This window comes from Mycobacterium innocens (assembly GCF_900566055.1).
Classification (GTDB): domain Bacteria; phylum Actinomycetota; class Actinomycetes; order Mycobacteriales; family Mycobacteriaceae; genus Mycobacterium; species Mycobacterium innocens.
This window is the reverse complement of sequence record NZ_UPHQ01000278.1, coordinates 1-16,807: the sequence shown is the minus strand read 5'-3', so window position 1 is coordinate 16,807 and position 16,807 is coordinate 1. Positions and strand designations below refer to the sequence as shown.

General features: G+C 65.7%; 17 protein-coding genes. 2 read left to right on the top strand and 15 right to left on the bottom strand.

Going from position 1 to position 16,807, the window contains the following annotated elements:
- The 14 genes from EET03_RS32550 to espM form a co-directional block, all read right to left on the bottom strand.
- Positions 1-238: ESX-1 associated ATP-binding protein EpsI N-terminal domain-containing protein (locus EET03_RS32550; protein ID WP_425271565.1), on the bottom strand; the 238-nt coding region annotated here is incomplete at its 3' end.
- A 116-nt stretch (positions 239-354) separates the two neighbouring features.
- Positions 355-642 carry a type VII secretion system ESX-1 WXG100 family target ESAT-6 gene (esxA, locus tag EET03_RS27080; protein ID WP_036404596.1) on the bottom strand — a complete coding sequence of 96 codons (288 nt, stop codon included), beginning with the start codon at positions 640-642 and terminating at the stop codon, positions 355-357.
- A gap of 36 nt (positions 643-678) precedes the next feature.
- Complete coding sequence (gene esxB / locus EET03_RS27075) at positions 679-981, bottom strand: type VII secretion system ESX-1 WXG100 family target CFP-10 (protein ID WP_023368929.1); 303 nt, start codon at positions 979-981, stop codon at positions 679-681.
- 92 nt (positions 982-1,073) lie between these two features.
- A complete protein-coding gene (locus tag EET03_RS27070; RefSeq protein ID WP_075543661.1) occupies positions 1,074-2,168 on the bottom strand; it encodes a PPE family protein in 1,095 nt (364 codons plus the stop codon).
- Between the two features lie 48 nt (positions 2,169-2,216).
- Entirely contained in the window at positions 2,217-2,513 is a 297-nt protein-coding gene (locus EET03_RS27065) for a PE domain-containing protein (protein WP_075543655.1), read from the bottom strand.
- 140 nt (positions 2,514-2,653) lie between these two features.
- Positions 2,654-4,426 carry a type VII secretion protein EccCb gene (gene eccCb, locus EET03_RS27060; RefSeq protein ID WP_075543654.1) on the bottom strand — a complete coding sequence of 591 codons (1,773 nt, stop codon included), beginning with the start codon at positions 4,424-4,426 and terminating at the stop codon, positions 2,654-2,656.
- Positions 4,423-6,660: a type VII secretion protein EccCa gene (gene eccCa / locus EET03_RS27055; protein ID WP_099193849.1), complete on the bottom strand. Its 2,238-nt coding sequence runs from the start codon at positions 6,658-6,660 to the stop codon at positions 4,423-4,425. Before eccCa ends, eccCb begins: the two co-directional genes overlap by 4 nt.
- Positions 6,660-8,102, bottom strand: a complete 1,443-nt coding sequence (eccB, locus tag EET03_RS27050) for a type VII secretion protein EccB (RefSeq protein ID WP_075543652.1) — start codon at positions 8,100-8,102, stop codon at positions 6,660-6,662. The genes eccCa and eccB overlap by 1 nt, the downstream gene beginning before the upstream one ends.
- 3 nt (positions 8,103-8,105) lie before the next feature.
- Entirely contained in the window at positions 8,106-9,827 is a 1,722-nt protein-coding gene (gene eccA / locus EET03_RS27045; protein ID WP_063472287.1) for a type VII secretion AAA-ATPase EccA, read from the bottom strand.
- Between the two features lie 3 nt (positions 9,828-9,830).
- Positions 9,831-10,373 carry a hypothetical protein gene (locus EET03_RS27040; RefSeq protein ID WP_063472288.1) on the bottom strand — a complete coding sequence of 181 codons (543 nt, stop codon included), beginning with the start codon at positions 10,371-10,373 and terminating at the stop codon, positions 9,831-9,833.
- Positions 10,374-10,411: 38 nt separating this feature from the next.
- Positions 10,412-11,263 (bottom strand): ESX secretion-associated protein EspG, encoded by an 852-nt coding sequence (locus EET03_RS27035; protein ID WP_075543651.1) that lies wholly within the window; start codon positions 11,261-11,263, stop codon positions 10,412-10,414.
- Between the two features lies 1 nt (position 11,264).
- On the bottom strand, positions 11,265-11,576 hold the full coding sequence (locus EET03_RS27030) for an ESX-1 secretion-associated protein (RefSeq protein ID WP_063472290.1): 312 nt from the start codon (positions 11,574-11,576) through the stop codon (positions 11,265-11,267).
- A gap of 77 nt (positions 11,577-11,653) precedes the next feature.
- On the bottom strand, positions 11,654-12,979 hold the full coding sequence (locus EET03_RS27025; RefSeq protein ID WP_075543650.1) for an EspA/EspE family type VII secretion system effector: 1,326 nt from the start codon (positions 12,977-12,979) through the stop codon (positions 11,654-11,656).
- A 233-nt stretch (positions 12,980-13,212) separates the two neighbouring features.
- Complete coding sequence (gene espM, locus EET03_RS27020; RefSeq protein ID WP_075543649.1) at positions 13,213-14,319, bottom strand: ESX-1 type VII secretion system transcriptional regulator EspM; 1,107 nt, start codon at positions 14,317-14,319, stop codon at positions 13,213-13,215.
- 467 nt (positions 14,320-14,786) lie between these two features.
- Here espM and EET03_RS27015 point away from each other — a divergent pair, with 467 nt between their 5' ends.
- On the top strand, positions 14,787-15,074 hold the full coding sequence (locus tag EET03_RS27015; RefSeq protein ID WP_075543648.1) for a WhiB family transcriptional regulator: 288 nt from the start codon (positions 14,787-14,789) through the stop codon (positions 15,072-15,074).
- A 270-nt stretch (positions 15,075-15,344) separates the two neighbouring features.
- A complete protein-coding gene (locus EET03_RS27010; RefSeq protein ID WP_075543647.1) occupies positions 15,345-15,563 on the top strand; it encodes an SRPBCC family protein in 219 nt (72 codons plus the stop codon).
- A 35-nt stretch (positions 15,564-15,598) separates the two neighbouring features.
- Here EET03_RS27010 and EET03_RS27005 read toward each other — a convergent pair.
- Positions 15,599-16,807 (bottom strand): MinD/ParA family ATP-binding protein (locus EET03_RS27005; RefSeq protein WP_425271564.1); only part of this gene is annotated, 1,209 nt, incomplete at its 5' end.

Below are 16,807 nucleotides of genomic sequence, written 5' to 3'. Positions count from 1 at the left end.
TGGGGGGCAGCGGCGGTTTCGGTGGTGGCGGTGGCGTCTCTACCGGCGGTGGGGGCGGTGTCGCCGCGGCCGGGGGAAACGGCTGCGACCAGTCGATCGGCGTCGCGGGAGTGTCGCCATTAGGTTTGGCGGGTGGTGGATACGGCGATCTCGCATCGAAGTACGATTCCGTGCCCTCTTCTTCTGGAGGCTCCGAACCTTCAGCGGGCCGAAAGAGTTTGTCATAGTCGGCCGGCATGAGAACCTCTCAGAAGTTCGCCAATAATAGGACAAAGCACGAGAAGGGGCGAGATCCCCAAAGGGTTGAACTCGCCCGATCTCGTGCTTCGGTATTGTACGCGAATAGGGTGTTACCTATGCGAACATCCCCGTCACGTTGCCCTCGGTCGAGGCCATGGCCTGACCGGCCTCGCTGATGGTGCGCGAGAGGTTCTGCAGCGCGCTGTTCAGCTCCTGAGCGGTGGCGTCCCACTTCTGCTGGACGCCCTGGTAGGCCTCCGAACCGCTACCGCCCCAGGCCGCAGCCAGTTTGGTCAAAGACTGCTTGCCCTCATCGAGAAGGGAATGAATGCTGGTGACATTCCCCTGAATTGCGCTGGCCGCGGCCTCGATGCCCGCGAAATTCCACTGCTGCTCTGTCATGTCCTATTGCTCCGTTTCTTTGTGGTAATTAGGGGGTCAGAAGCCCATTTGTGAGGACAGCGCCTGCTGCTGCTCCTCGTCGGCCTTCGAGTATTGGACGCCGGCCTGACGAATGTTCGTCGAAATTTCTTCGAGCTCCGCCTTTTGTTTGTTGGCCGCCTCTTGGAAGCGCACCACCGCGGCCTGGGCCGCCGTTCCCGCCGCACCACGCCATTGCGCCTGCAGCGAAGCAGCGGTTGACTCGACCTGGTCGATCTGAGTCTTCAGGTCACCGGAGATCCGCTCGAAGTTACCTGCCTCCTGCGCGAGGGTAGCGGCATCGGTCTTCATCTCTGCCATGCTGGACTACTTTCTCTCTTTCTTTTCCTCGCCAAAATGTTGGCAAGTCTTCCGGCCCGGGTGGCCGGGAAGTCTGTTGTCTGCGGCGACGCTCACCAGTCGTCCTCGTCGTCCCAGTCGTCTTCGTCGTTGCGCTCCTGGATGAGCGTGGCTGGTGCGGCCAGGCCAGGTCGGGAAGAACCGCCGCTTTGTGCTCCCTGTCCCATCGCGCCGGCACCCACCGGGGCCGCTCCGCTGCTCGCCGACGACCCTGCAGCAGCGGCGGGTTGCACCGCCGGGCCGACAGGCTTGTCGAGCAGCTCGCTCATGAGCGGCGTGCGGGACAATGTCCCGCCGGCGCCCGGCAGCGCCTCCCCGCGCAGCAATCCCGCCCCCATACTGGCGCCGGATCCGCCGGCCAGCGGGTGGTTGGACAGCGGACTGGTGCCGACCAGGCCCATCTGCACAGCCTCGTCGTCGGCCGGATTGCTGCCGGCCATGCCGCCGGTCTGGCTGAACATCGACGTCATCTGCTGCATCGGTTGGGTCAGCTGCTGCATGGGCCCGCTCGCCTCGGCGAGCTGCGCAGCCGTCTGCTGCAGCTGGCTGCCCGGTACGCCGGTGACCTGTGACGCCATATCGAAGACCGGGCTCGCCGCCATGCTCTGGCCGCTCATACTCGGATCGAGGATCGCGGTCATCGGCTCGAGCTTTTCGAAAAGCGTGTTAGCCAGGGTCTCGGCCTGGTAGACGTCCATCGCTAGGGCGGCCTGAGTCCACATGCGGATGAAGTAGTCCATCTCGTTGAAGGCGATGGGCACGGTGTTGATGCCGAAGAAATTGGTCGCCATCAGAATCGCGGTGGTGATGTGGTTTGCCGCGATCTCGGCCAGCGACGGCGTGGTCGCCATCGCCTGCGTGTATGCGGCCGCCTGCGCCGCGGCCTGCAGGCCCCGCGTCTTGGCCTGCGTTGAGGCGGTCTGCAGCCAGGTCACCATCGGCAGGGCGGCCGCGATGGCCTTGTCGCTGCTTCCGCCGGTCCACGCTTCACCCAGCGAGTTCAAGCGAGCGGTCAATTCGACGGCCTGAGCGTCCAGGGCGGCCGCGAACGCCGCCCAGCCCGTGGCTGCGGCCAGCATCGGAGCCGGGCCCGCGCCGGCCATCAGCCGCGCGGTGTTCAGCTCCGGCGGCATTGCGTGCCACCACATGGCGATCACTCCTTCTGGTTGCGGTGTCTCTGTCGGTTGGTTGACCTGTTATGCGATGACGCCCGCGGCGCCGCCGTCGACTTGCGAATAAGTCCGGGCGATGTCCTGGACCGCGTCTGCGGCCCGTTGCAATTCGGCCTGGGCCGAGTTGTTGGAAGCCAGCATGCGCACGCCCGCGGAGGCGAACGCCGCGGCCGCCTGGGCCGAGACCTCGTCGGCGCCTGCGGGCACCAGCCCGGTCACCGACGTCACCGCCGTCGCACCAGCTGCCACACCACCGAGCGCGCTATCGCTCACTTGCCCGCCAATGTCGGCAGCCGCGGCGGCGTGGGACATTTCTTCCATTTGCCGACTTCTTCTCCTGGTATTTGCCGTCTAGCCGTCAAAACTTTTAGTTATAGCCGGAAACAAACCCCGACGAAGAGCACCGCGCTGGGCTCCGATTGCCGCGGTCTCGGGACCTCCTCGCCGCGATTGAAATAATCTTAACCGGGTGTTGGGGGTGCTGCGAACACTTCTTCTGGAGGCTCGATGTAGGGGGCCTGGATGACCTCTTTACCTTCCGGTGAGACCAGAAATGCCTGGCCAGGGGGCCTGCGCTTGACCTTGAACTCGCTCGACGGGAATTCCTGCTTCTCGCCCGAAAGGAACATTGTGGGGGCGCCCGACCCGAATGCTGCGCCCACGAACTTGTCCATGGTCGCCTTGTATGCCTGGCTCATCTGGCAGGTCACAATGATGTGCAGCCCGATATCTGTCGCAGCCGGCAATAACGGTGCCAGTGGTGCCATTGGGGGCATGCCGCCGGCGGCACCCACAATCATGTGCCAATCATCAACCAGGAGTACGACATCGAATCCGCTCCACCAGGAACGCGAGCGCAATTGCGCTGTCGTCAGGTCGGTGGGCGGCAGCCGCTTCTTCAAGTTGGCTGCCAGGGCTTTGACCGCCTCGTCCAAGCTTGCGCTGTTGCGGTTGATCGCGCCGGCGGAAAGCAGGTGGCTATCGGGCACCGCGTCAAGCAGGCCCGAGCGGTAGTCCGCGAGCATGAATCGCACCTGATCGGGACTGTTGCGGGCACAGATCGCTTGGGCGATGGCGTGGGCAATGGTGGTCTTGCCGGACTTGGCCGCACCGAAAATCAACAGGTGCGGGTTCGAGTGCATGTGGGCTTGCGCCACCGATAGGTCCGTCTCGCGCAATCCGATCGGGATCTCCCAGCGAGTGCGGTAATCGGCCTCCGGCCCGGGCGGGTTCGGGTCGAGCTCGTACAGGTGAATCCGTTCGGGCAGGACCCGGACCGGCGGTGCCTGGTCGGTGTGCTGGGCCGCGATCTGCGCCACCCCGGCGGTCATCGCCTCCACCAGGTTCTCGGCGCTGTGCACGCCGTCCAACCTGGGCGCCCCGATCATCAAGTGGTGCTTTTCCATCGACACCGCCCGGCCGGGACGATTCGCCGGGATCTCGCGGGCAATCCGGTCGATCTGGGTTTCGTTGACGTCGCCGAGCCGGAACTCGATCTTGGTGCCCAGGTAGTCGCGGACGCGTGACTTCAGCTCCGTCCACCGGGGCGTCGAGATGATCACGTGCACGCCGAACGACAGTCCCTGCGCGGCCAGGTCCTGGACCTGCATTTCCAGGTCCGGAAACTCACTGACGAAGGCCGGCCACCCGTCGATGATCAGAAATACGTCACCATAGGGGTCGGCCGCGACGGGCCGGTTCGGATCGTCACGCAGCTGCCGGTACATGGCAATAGAGCCCACCCGGTGTTCCTTGAATGTGGTTTCTCGTTGCCGCAGCACGGATTGCATCTCCGCGACCACCCGGGCGACCTTGTCGGGCTCGGAGCGGCTGGCCACCCCGCCGACGTGCGGCAGGTTTTCCAGATAGATCAGTCCGCCGCCGCCGAGGTCGATGCAATAGAACTGGACATTGCGCGGAGAGTGGGTGGCAGCCGCCGACATCACCAGCGTCTGCAGCAGGGTGGACTTCCCGGTCTGCGGTGCGCCGCCGATACCGATGTTCCCGCCGGCGCCGGATACGTCGACGCCCCAGACGTCTTGGAGGTGGCGGCGCGGTTCATCCATGATGCCCAGGGCAAAGCGCAGCGGTTGGTGCCGGTCGCGGGCGATGAGCTCGTTGAGCGGGGTCGGATCGATCAGCGGCGGCAGCCACATCTTGTACGCCCGCGACTCGGCGGTGCTGAGTTGGTCCAGGATGACCTCGCGCAACGTCCGTGTCTCCGTATTGGTCATGACGTCAAGGCCTCCTCAAGCACCGGGGCCGCAGTGAACGATCGAATTTTCAAGGCCTGCTTGGGAATGTGCGGACCGGCCTTACTGCCGTCGCCATTGACGTCGACCCCCGCCGGCGGAACATACGGCCCACTGATATAGAACGTGCTGAACTTGACGGGGTCTTCCATGCCCACCCGCAGGAACCCGACACCGCTCTCTTTGTTGGTGATGTAGACCGCTTCTGGGGTGCCTATCACCGCCTTGGACTCATGAGAGCTGGTGGTGCGCAACGCGATTCGGTAGGTCAGGTTGGGTTCGAGCTTGTCGATGCGAACACCGCCGGTCTGCAGCGACTGGGTGGCCAGCAACAGATGCACCCGCAGTGACCGACCCACCCGGCAGATCCGGTCGAACAGACCGATGAAGTCGGGATGACTTTGCAGCAGCTCGGCGAACTCGTCCACGACCACGAAAAGCGTTGGCAGCGGCGGAAGATCGGCCCCGCGTTCCCGGTACTTCTCGTACTCGGCGACCCCGGAGAGGGCGCCGGACGCGCCGACCTTTATCCCGGCCTGACGCAGAATTGACTGCCGGCGGTCCAGTTCGCCGGTCAACACCTCGCCCATCCGGCTGACGAGCTCGGCTTCTTCCGCCATGTTGGTGATGACGGCGGCGGTGTGTGGCAGCTTTTCCATCCCCAGGAAGGTCGAGCCGCCCTTGAAGTCGGTGAGCAGCAGGTTGACCTGATCCGGGTGGGTCATGGCCACCAACGACAGGATCAGGGTGCGCAGAAACTCGGATTTCCCGGAACCGGTGGTGCCGATCAGCATGCCGTGCGGCCCGCCGCCGAATTCCGCACCCTCCTTGATATCCAGGTACATGACGTTGCCGGTCTTGAGTTCGTGACCGAAGGGGATCTTGAGCCGATCACGGTCGGTGTCGGTGTACATCCGCCAGCGGGCAGGGGTGATCTCCTCGACGGTCTTGGCGCCCACCAGCTGATGCCATTCGGTGGCGACCTTCTTCTGGACGCGTGACGTCTTGTCCAGGATGGTGCCCGTGATGGACCAGCCGGCCAGCTTGCGGGCCAGTCGGGCCGCTTCTTGCGGCGACATACTGTCGGCGACCGAGGTCACCAGGCGAAACTGCTGGCCCGGCAGCCGGTCGTCAGCGGTCCCGTCCTCGGCGACCCGGATGCGGTAAGCCGAGCCGCGGTGGTTGCCCAGGGTGAGCACCGTGACACCGGCCCGGCCGTCGGGAGGGAATCCGGCCTTGCCGCCGGTGAGGTCCACTACGACGACGTAGGGGCCGGTGGGAAGCGTGTCGGGGGCGTGCGGCCCGCGCGCGGCCAGGTCGGCCAGACCGTCCGGGCGCGTGTAGATCATCCGGACCGGCCCGGCGGCGTCGGTATCGGTCTGATGCTGAACGTGCGGCAACCATTTGAGCCAGGACCAATCGGGATCCTCCGGATTCTCGGTGAGAACCCGGATCTGCAACAGGTCCGGCGGATGGAACACCGCCAGATGGCAGATCATGGCTGTCAGCAGCCGGTCGGCGCCCGGCCGCGCGCCGCCGACCGCGATGGTGGGAAAGGTGCGCAACTGCAGCAGTTTCGGGCAGTCGTGGATCAGCCCATGGGTGCGCAGGAATTTGACCACCCACATGTGGCTGACGGGCTCGAGATACGGTTGCGGTGCCGCGGAGGCCGCAGCCAGCTCGCCGCCGACGGCCGGTTTCAACAATCGGTCCACCGCCGGCTGGTCGCCGATCCCGATCCGGGTGGCCGCATAAAAGTCGCTGTTGGCCGGTCGCGACCACTGCCGCTGGGTGCCGACGAGTGACAGCAGATCGTCGGGATGCGGGGCGTGGTAACCGAAGAACGCGACCTGGGAGGTGGCCGAGGACGTCACGCGTCCGCGGAGCCCGGCCAGATAACGCAGATATTCCTTGCGGTCGGCGTTGATTTCCGGCACCTTCTTGCCGCCCCCGCCGGAACCCCCGGCCAGGGAGCCGACCATCATCACGATCATCATCAGCGGCATCATCAGCATGTAGGGCGACAGCTGCCTACCGCCGGCGAACATGATCGCGATCATGCCGAGCATGGCGCCACCCATCACGTAGGGCAGGACCTTCTGAACGCCCGAGGGCGGAATGTCGATACCGAGATCGTCGGGTGGCGTGAGGCTGATCTCGCCCGGGGTCAGCCGTGGGCCGCGAGTGATGGTCGGGGTGAATTTCTTCGTCGTCATCAGGGGACTCCGGGTGTTCCGGCGGGAACTTTTCGTGGATTGGGATCGGCGGGAAGCGTTTCGTGCTCTAACAGGGCGGCGTCTTTGGACAGCACCGGCCCGTCAACCAGTAGCCGAACCACCTCCCAGGGAGCGGTTTTCGGGGAACCCAGGCCCAGCGCCTTGGCGGAATCGGCGTTGGGGACCCCGTAGCGCACCCCCTCCGGGTCGATGTAATACATCGATTCGCCGTAGCGGGGATCCGGGGACTGCAACTGGACGAACTTGCCACCGTCGATGTACACCGTTGCGGTGCCCTGGATCTGCTTGATACCGCTGTTCATGGCCGACGGCGGGATCGGCAGATGCCGTCCGGACAGGACCGTCGTCTTCGGCGACTGATCTCCGGCTCTGCGTTCCCACATCCAGCACAGGGCGGGTTCGTCCGGCCGGGACATGATGTTGAGCTGCTCGGCTGGCAGCGGCGAGTCGTAAACGCGTTCGGGAATGCGCACGACCAGGCTCGGCACGACCGCGGGGGGTGCCACCAGTCCGTGCGACTGGGTCGCGCGCAGCGCCGCCGCCGTCGTCGCGTTCACCGCGGCGATGCCGTCGGGCAGCACCACGTAGTATTGCGGCCCTTTGTCGGTGTGGATCTGAAACACCGAGCCGATCACCAGATCATCCGGCAGCCCAAGGGTATTCGGTGTTCCCGCGCCCGGTATGGGCGGCAGCTGCCAGGCGCCCATCGCGGGCAAGGCATTGAACATGCCCTCCGACATCGGGACCGGCTGGGCGGTGACGGGTATCCCCATGGCTGAGGTGAGGGCGCGGTCGCTGAGGTCGATCGAGTGGCGACCCTTGGCAGTGACGATCCAGGTTTGACCCTGGTATGTTGCCAGCGTTGCCTCGTTGGCCTCGATCGGGTTTATCGACGAATCGATCAGCAACGGCATCACCAGGACCGACGTCTGAACCGCGGCGGAGGCGGCGCCGGGCCGGACGACGGTGTCGCACAGCGTCCACGTCGAGGTGGTGTCCCCCGAAACCGGTGTGGCGTAAGGCGCGCCGGGGATCCCGATGGTCTGACCCAACGGCATCCTGCTCAGTTCCGAGGACTTCACGGTCGCGGGGCTGGCCGGGTTACCCAGCACCAGCCGCGCCGAGGTCAGGTTGTAGACGGGATGCAACTGTCCCGACACGATCACATACAGCTGGTTGGTCGCCCGGTCGGTGAGAAGGCTGCTGGCGCCGAGCTTTCCCTGAGGTTTGAAGAAGGCCAGCAGCCCAGCGCCAAGCAGGATCAAGACCGCGATGACGATGCCGAGTCCGACCGAACGGCTGTAGAACTGCAGCGGATCATCGAACATGCGGGTGTCGCGCCGCACGATGGCGTGCTCGAGGCGGCGAAGCAGGAAGCGCCAGCCGCTGACCTGAACCTTGGTGGTGAGGCGAAGCCCCATGGTTCACTCTCTCATGTTGAGGTGCGCATGCACAGAGGCGATCGCCTCGGCCATATCTGCGCCGTTGATCTCTTGCAGCCGGTCCACATCCAGAGATTCGATGTCGATGCCCTGCGCCAGGCGCATGTCCCGGTATTGCTCGGCGGCTTCGACCAATTGCCGTGCGTAGCGGCCGTTCCCGGCGATGTCGAGGGCCGGGCGCCCGCGCAACGTCCGCTCGTGCAGCACCTTGGCGGCCCGCAGGAACTCATCGGCGGCTTCGGCGCTCAGCGTCGAATCATTGGCAGTGGCAATAACTTTCGCGATCTCCAGGAGCTCTTCGGGGCTGTAGGTGTCGAACTCGATGCGGGTGGCGAAGCGGGACCGCAGGCCCTCGTTTGTTTCCAGCAGCCGGTCGATGTCCGAACTGTAACCGGCGATGATCACCACCAGCCGGTCACGGTCGTTTTCCATGCGGGCCAGCAGCGTGTCCATCGCTTCCTGCCCGAACGGGTCGGTGCGTCCATCCCGTTCCTGGACCAGCGCGTAGGCCTCGTCGATGAACAGCACGCCGCCTAGGGCCTGATCGATCGTCTTGGCGGTCTTGACCGCCGACTGCCCTTCGTACTCGGCGACGAAGTCCTTGCGCGACGTCTCGACCAGCTTGGGTTCGGCGATGACACCCAAACCGGCCAGAATGTTGGCCACCACCCGGGCGATCGTGGTCTTGCCGGTACCGGGCGGCCCGGTGAAGATCATGTGCTTGCTAGGCTGGGCGATCTTCATCCCCTTGGCAGCCCGAACCCGGGCCATCATGGTCGCCGCGCGGTACCGCTCGATCTGAGCCTTGACGCGGGTGAGTCCGATTTGGCGGTCCAGCTCGGCCTGGGCTTCGGCCAGCAGCCGCTCGCGACCGGAGTTGTCGGTCACCACGCTGCCCGGATCCCACGGGTCGGAGCGGGAGGCGATCTGCTCGGCCGTGGTCGTCTTCAAACGATACGATGAATTCTTCAGCGCCGCTGACACTTTCGGATCCGGATGAGTGGTCTGCAACCATTCCAGCAGCGCCACCGCGGCGTCTTCGTTGCCCTGGGAGCGACGCGCCATGGCCAGATACCAGGCGATGGCGCGTGCGCACGCTTCACCGGCCGGCGAGTCGTTGGCCTCAGCGAGGCGGCGTTCGGCTTCGGTGAACAAGCCCAGGTTTGCCGCCGCCACACCGTGCGCCACACCGGCAGCCCCCGCCAAGAACTTGTCCGGCCACTTAGCGCCGCTCTTGACTTCGTCGATCACATCGGTCCAGCGCTCGGCGGCGCCGTAGATCACGGCTTTGAGCCACGACACCAGATGCTCGGACCCGGCGACCGCGCTGGCCTCGATGGCCTCCATGGCGTCGGCGTAATTGCCTTGGGCCGCTTCGGATGCGGCGAAACCCATGGTAATGGCCAGCGGCGATGCGACGGGGTAGGTGATATCTCCGTACAGGCCGCCGATGGGGACTCTGGCGCCCAGGGTGCTCATCGATATCTGCGCCGAACCCGCCAATCGGCCGAAGTTCCGGCGCGAATACCAGGCCCGGAACAGCGTCACCCGGTCGAGGTCACCGCATCTGATCCGGCCGACCCACGCATCGCACGCCGACTCGTCGTCATTGGTGATTTCGGTGAACAGGTCCAGCGACCGTGCCTCTGACAACGGCAGCATGCCGACGGCACTTTCGAACAGACCGGCCAGGCGATCAGTCATCTATCACCGTTCGTTGTACCGAGAGGTGTAATCGACCTCGTAGCGAGTGGCGAACACCTCGGCTTCGGCCGCGGCGGCTTCTTCGGGCGTCGGCAGATTCAGCGTCATCCCCACGAACTCGCGAAGCAGGGCATTCGCCTCCTCTCCGTCGCCCGCCAATTCATTCATGCTCTCCATCATGAAGGTGTGCTGGGCTGCCCGGGCCTTTTGCCGGGCCAGGTCGGCGATGACGAAGATCTCTTCGGCAAGCCCTGATTCGGTCATGCGCGACGCTTTGTCGGTCACCGTGATCTTCTGGATCATGCCGCCCATCATCGCCGTGACCGACACGCTGCCCTGCGGGTTGGTCACCGTGAACACCTCGAGCTCGGACTCTTCTTCCTTCTCGGTCAGCCCGTGCAGGGCGTCCAGGTCTGCTCCGGTGTCCGCCGGCTCGGACGGCGCGTACTCATCGAGCGCGTCAAGTGAGGATTCCTCGGCGGCACCGGCGGTGAAATCCAGCGCGTCGAAATCGTCGCTGACGTAGTCGTTCCCGGGCAGGTCCACTATGGCTCCCTTTCTGACTCGTGACGGAGATTGAGCAGTCAGCCTCGGGCAGAGGCTTGGATGTGATCCGAGGCGTGATCTAACCAGGAGCCCGCTGGGAGAAGCTCCACCAGGGCGTCCAACGCGCGCTGCAGGTTCTGCGGCGTGCCCGGGAGAAAACTGCCGTACAGTTCACCGCTGACGATGCGGGGAAGTGAGACCAGCCTGCCGTGCGTCGAGTCGAGAACACCGGCGGCTGCCTTGGTGTGCGTCGTCGTGCCCCCCGGATGGCGTTGGCTCGCGACGATTTCCACCCAGCTGTCCGGATTGCTCACGATCTCGGTGTAGATGCGGGCCGCGGTCGGCGCCAGGCCGTACCGGGTCAGCTGAGCCGCGGTGGTGCACTCGGCCAGTTCGCTCGCGATGCCCGTCAGCGGTTCCACGTTCGCGGGGTCCGCGGTACCCAGCACGGCAGTCACCATGCCCGCCAGGCCGACCTGCGGGGCCACCAGCTGTAACACCAGCAGGTCACCGTTGCGCACCGCGATGACATGACGATCGTCCTTGCGGCACACCACAAATCGCACCATGACGCCGCCGACATCGCGGCGCCACCAGCGAGCTTCGAGGGTGCGGTCCGGCCGGCTCAGGGTGTCCACCATCGAGGCGACCGTCGGATGCGGGTAGCCGTTGTGGTCCAGCACGCCTTGCGCGGTGAGGTCACGCCGCACCTGGTCCCAGACGACTTCCCGCAGGTCGTCTTGCGGAATGTTCGGCCGGATGCCCAGCGCCACTGGGAAATCGACCAGGTGCAACCGGTCCGCGAGTACCAGCATGCCGTCGATGGTGACCTCGACGCCGACGACGTCGTCGACGAGGCCCGCGCGGCCGGTAGCGAGCGGACCGGTCATATCAACCGAAGATCTTGTCGATGACGCCGGCCAGACCTTGGTCGGAATTGAGGTAAGCCCCGGCCGCCGAGATCAGATTGTTGGCCAGCCCGCTGGTGACCCCTTGCAGCCCCGTGCCGGTGCTGTTGCGGGTCGTCTCGAACTGTTGCAGCGTGTCGTTGAATTTCGACGTGAACGAACCGTGGGTGATTTGGACTCGCTGGCTGACTCCACCGACCACCGAGGTGGCCGATTTGAGTTGGCCGGCGATTTCGTTCTGCATACCCGCCAGTACCTTCAGGAATGACGGTACGACGCCGAGTATTCCAGTCATGGGGTGGACCTTTCCTCTACGTTCTTCTTTTTACTCGCTATGGCTTTGGTGCGCTTGGCTTTGATGTGGCAGGCGCATCAAACCAGCCCACTACTCGGCGCGGGCCTGGGCGGAGGACCCTGCCGCTGCTGGCCGCCGGCGGCTCCGGCGTCGATCGGCGCGCGCTCGGCACCGGCTCCAGCGGCCGCGCCTTCCTCGTCTTCTTCTTTCTTGTCGCTGACGAGGGTGGCCTGTTGCTGCTGGCCGCCCTGCTGGGCCTGCGAGGAGATCATCTGCGCCTGTTGGCCGGCCATGCTGCCGAGCTGGCCCGGCCCACCGCCGGCTGCCACCAGGTGTTGCAGCTGACCCATCGTTGCCGTGAGCGAACTGACGTTGGGCAGTTGGGCAAACGACATCAGGTCGCTGAAGCTGAGGCTGGGCAGGCCCGCGAAGCCGCCCAGGAAATCGGGCAGGGCGGCCAACTCCGTCCAGGTCGGCAACTTGCCGAGGTTGCCGATTCCCGGGATCAAGTCGCCCAGGCTCGGCAAGCCGGGGAACAAGTTGGGGATGCTGGGCAGCCCGGGCAGGCTCGGGAATCCGGGGATTGGCAAGCCGGGGAAGCTCGGCAGGCCGGGCAGGCCGGGCAGGCCGGGCAGACCGGGCAGGTTGGGCAAGCCGAAGTCGGGCAGGCCCGGGATGGACGGCCACTCGAACTCGGGCAGACCCGGAATCGGCAAGTTGAAGTCCGGTATGCCCGGGACGGGCGGCCACTTGAAGTCCGGCAGGCCCGGGATGTCGGGAAGGCCCGGGATCGGGATGTCGGGCAGTTTCGGCGGCCACAGGCCGTCGATGATGTCGGGGATGCTGGGGATCGGCAGACCCGGGAATTTGGGCAGGGTGGTCAACATCTCGATCAGCCTGCCGAGAAGACCCTTCAGGTTGGTCGCGTTCATCAGCGTCATGATCGTCAGGTACAGCAGTGCACCGCCGACGACAGCCATGGCAATGCCGGACATCGGGAGTGCGAGCTGCCACGACCACAGCCAACCCAGCAGCGGAACCTTTTCCAGCCCCTTGCAGACCTTGTAGACGCCGTCGATCATCTTCTTCATCGCCCGCAGGACGTCGCGCGTGTTGGACACGTACTTGGCCTGGTTTGAAATCATGTTGCCGGTCAAAGAGTCGATGTCGCCCATCACCTTTGCGCGAAGTTGCTGCGCAATGTTCTGCTTCAAATAGGCGTCGGCGGCTTGGCCGATCCAGTTGGTGCCCGGAATGGCGAGCCCGATCTTGTCGCTGATTTGCTTGAACAGCGTCGCGCCCGAGTTGAAGACATCACCCGGGTCGGGGATGCCCTCGCCGAGCAAGAGCAACTGGCCCCAAATGAAGTTACTGGTGTTCTTGCAAAGGTCGCTGCCGTTCATTTACGTCTTTCCTCACACTCGCTGATCCTGTGCACTGACTTTTGTGCACCTTTACGCCGCACGTTGAGCTTAGCAGCGCTGTGGTGGCGGTAGATGCACGAATTTTTTGGTGAGCCGGGCGATTTCGGGCGCGGCGCCTGACGCGACCGCATAGCCGGCCGACCGGGCGACGGTGCCGTTCCCCGGACGATTGAACTCGAGCGCTCCATTGTGTTGCGGCCCCCGGAGTCGACTCAATTGATTTGACGGATAAGCGCTTCGATTGCCTCGGCGGCTTCGGCTGGCAAAGCCTCCTCGGCTTCGGCGCGGACAATCATTTCTTCTGCCACTCCGGCTGCCTGTGCAGTTTCGGAAGCGGAAAGGTTGGCCCGCCGGCGCGCGGCATATAAACGCTGCGCCAGCGTGGCTCCCGGGGCGGTGGCCCCCAGCGTCATCAATTTGTCGTGGTAGCGGCGCACCGCGCCCAGTGCCTTGATCAGTTCGGGGGTAATACGACTGATGCGAGTCGCCTGCACGGCGATGGCTTCGAGTTGGCGCAAATCGGCGAGGATCGGCGCTGCCCGCTCGGTGAACTCGGGGTCCTCGGGCGGCGGTAACGCGGCGATGGCCAGGCTGCAGGTGTCGACGGCCGCCGCCACCGCCTGCGCGATCAACGATGCCGGGCCCTCGGCGGGCTGCGCCTCGGCATCTGCCTCGAAGGTCGGTACCGCCGGCTGCTGCCCGGCGGGCTCGCCCTGGCGGATCCGGGCGATGGTCCCGGGCGGCCATTGCAGCACTTCCTCGAGCTTGGCCCGGGTCCGTTCCCGCGGCCAGCTACGGCCTTTCTCGAAGGCGATCAATGCGCCCGCATTGATGATCCCGTCGGCCGCGAGGCTGCGCTGACTGATGTCGAGCTCACGCCGTCTTGCCGCGGCGGCCGCACCGGCGCGGACCACGCCGGGATCGAGTTCGCTGGTCTGGCCATCCGACTGGTCCGCCGGTCGTTGTTCACGGCGCTGCTCTTCAGGCGAATTCGACGGCCTGACGACTTCGAACGTCAACGCCTTGCCTCCAGTGGGATCGCCGAACCGGACGATGGTCTTGTCGCTGACGGTCACAGATCCTTTGCGTCGTCCGTCGACGAACATACCGCTCGGGCCGGTGCCGAGGATGCGCCACGGTCCATCTTCGGACACTGCGCGCAGATGTGCCTGCGAAACGTCTGGATCGTCAACCTGGACACCGGCTTGGGGTGTGCGATCGATGGTCATGACATCACGGTCGGGGGCGCTCGCGTGCGACGGTTCGCCGCTGTGGGCGACCAGCAGAGCCGGCCCGACGGGTGAATCGGCGTTGGGCATCTGCGTCGCTTCCTCGCTCTTTCGGGGCTCGTCCTAGCTGGCGGGTACCGGTGCGGGCAGCAGGACACGCCTTCCGCCGACCACCATCCTAACCGTTGCGCCCTTCCAACGCTACGCTTTCGCTACGTTTTTCGGACCATGGCCGCAGGGGGTTGACGCCGGTACTGCTGCGGCGGAACCGCGGTAAACGCTACGGTTCTGCCTCGCAAAAGTATTGCAAGCCGTAATGGTTTGCGCAATGGGTTGGCTCGGTTTGGACGCCGCCCCGCCGTCGGGAGCACCCGATCTTCCGAATGTAAGGCCAGGTGGTGGGACGAATCGGTGACGTCTGGAGGAATCACTCGGGGCAGCCGTAGCGCGCTTCGGTGCGGGCCGCCGACGCCAACTGTTGCACTGCAACGGTTAGTGCTATACGCTACTCCGCGGGAGGCTACCGACCTGCAACGCTTTAAGAGGAGCGCAACGATATGACCGCAACGGCTCTGTACGAGGTCCCGCTGGGCGTCTGCACGCAGGACCCCGACCGCTGGACAACGACACCCGACAACGAGGCCAAGGCGATGTGCCGGGCCTGCCCGCGGCGCTGGGCGTGCGCCCGGGACGCCGTCGAATCCCCGGGCGCGGAAGGTCTTTGGGCCGGTGTGGTAATTCCTGAGTCAGGCCGGGCCCGGGCGTTCGCGCTGGGCCAACTGCGGTCGCTGGCGGAGCGCAACGGTCACCCCGTGCGCGAGCGGGTCGTCGCCCAATCGGCATAAGACTGCCGCAATCCGAGCCGCTGCTTCGAGGGGTCTGCGGTGCGGTGGGCGGTCAGTTGGTGCCACACGTAGACAGCGCGAGAAATCGAAAGATTTCTCGCGCTGTTTTCGTTGTCCGCTGCCTGCCGGCAAGCGGCAAAGACGGCCGCCCTGAGCGCGATTCGACGACCTACCGTCCCGGGCCACCCGGAGCCACCCGGCTCGTCGGTGCGACGATGCCGGTCGAAAGGTGAGGTGGCGGATCCGGTACACACGTGATGGGAACTGCTCGTGGACGTCGAGGGCTGGCCGGCCTGGACGAAGTCCATGCACGAGATCGAGCGCCTGGAAACCGGTCCATTGAGCGTGGGCAGCTGCATCGACGAAGACGGGGACGGCGTGCGCACCGCGCTCGAATTGATCATGACCGGACCACTGGCGTGGCTGGCCGGCCTCACCGCGGGGGTTCGCGGGTTCGGTCGTATGTCGACATGGAAAGCAACGGCCTGAAACGGGCAGCCGAGTCGGGCTCAGCCCGCCGGCGGTCAGTGCGCCGGCGTCGCCGCCTCAGGGCGCGGGGCTCGGCGCTCGTCGGGTCGCGATGCGAAATACTCCACGATGATCGCCGCGATCTGCAGAAATTTCAGCCGCGTCGCCGGCGCCAGATCGTGGCGCACGTCGATGACGCCGCCTGGCCTCAGATGTGGATCGAAGGGCACCTCGACCACCCGCTGCCCGTGCTCGACGAACTCGCGGGCAAGCACCGAGCGGGTGCGTTTGTCGGAATGGCCATCGGAGTCGTTGAGCACCACGATGCTGCGCCGCAACAGATCCGTCAGCCTGCGGTCCGATAGCCATTCCATGGTCTTGGCCGCAGCGGAGGCCCCGTCCGCCCACGGCGAAGACACCACTATCAGCGCATCGAGGTCGCGCAGCACTTCCTGGGTCAGTGGGGCGTCCATCGTCGAACCGCAGTCGATCACCGAGATCGCGAAATGGCGGTCCAGCCGCAGCGCGGCCTCCCGGTAGATCGCAGGGTCGAGCACCCTGCGCGCCCCGGCCATTGGTTCGCCCGGTAGCACGTGCAGGCCCACGGAGTTACGGCCCAGCCGAGCGACTATGTCGGCGAACGACGGCAGGTCTTTGGCTGCGGTCAGATCCCAGAACGACCCATGCGCGGCCGGATCGATCCTGCTGCTCAACCGGCCGAAGGCGGTATCGGCGTCGATCGCCACCACGCGGTCCCGCTGGCGCAGTTCGGCGAAAATGGATCCGATGCTGGCCGCCACCGAGGTCTTGCCGACGCCGCCCTTGCCCAGGACGCCGACCTTGTGGCTACCGCGCAGGGCGGTTCGTATGACGGCTTCGAAATCGGCTGCCTCGCGTTGCGCGGCGGACGGACCGGGATTGATCAGGCCGAAGGACACCACCCGAACGAGGCGTCGCCAGCCGTGGTCGGCGGGTCCACCCCCGGAACCGGTTGCGGGGGTGACGGCGCGCTCGGCCCGAACGCTCGGTGGGACCGGGACATCGGATGGCGCGGATTGCGGCGGTTTCCGCGCCGGATGGGGCGGTGCGAGCGGGCGCATCGGCGGGTGCGGCGGCATCGCTGACTGCGGTATGTCCGGTCGTGGCTGCGCCGGTCCCGGAGGGCGCGTGGGTTGGGCTGGAGCCGGCGGTGGCGGCGCCGTCGGGCCATATGCGAACGCCGGCGGAGGCGGTGGCTGAGGTGTCGGCGGGAGCGGCGGGGCGGG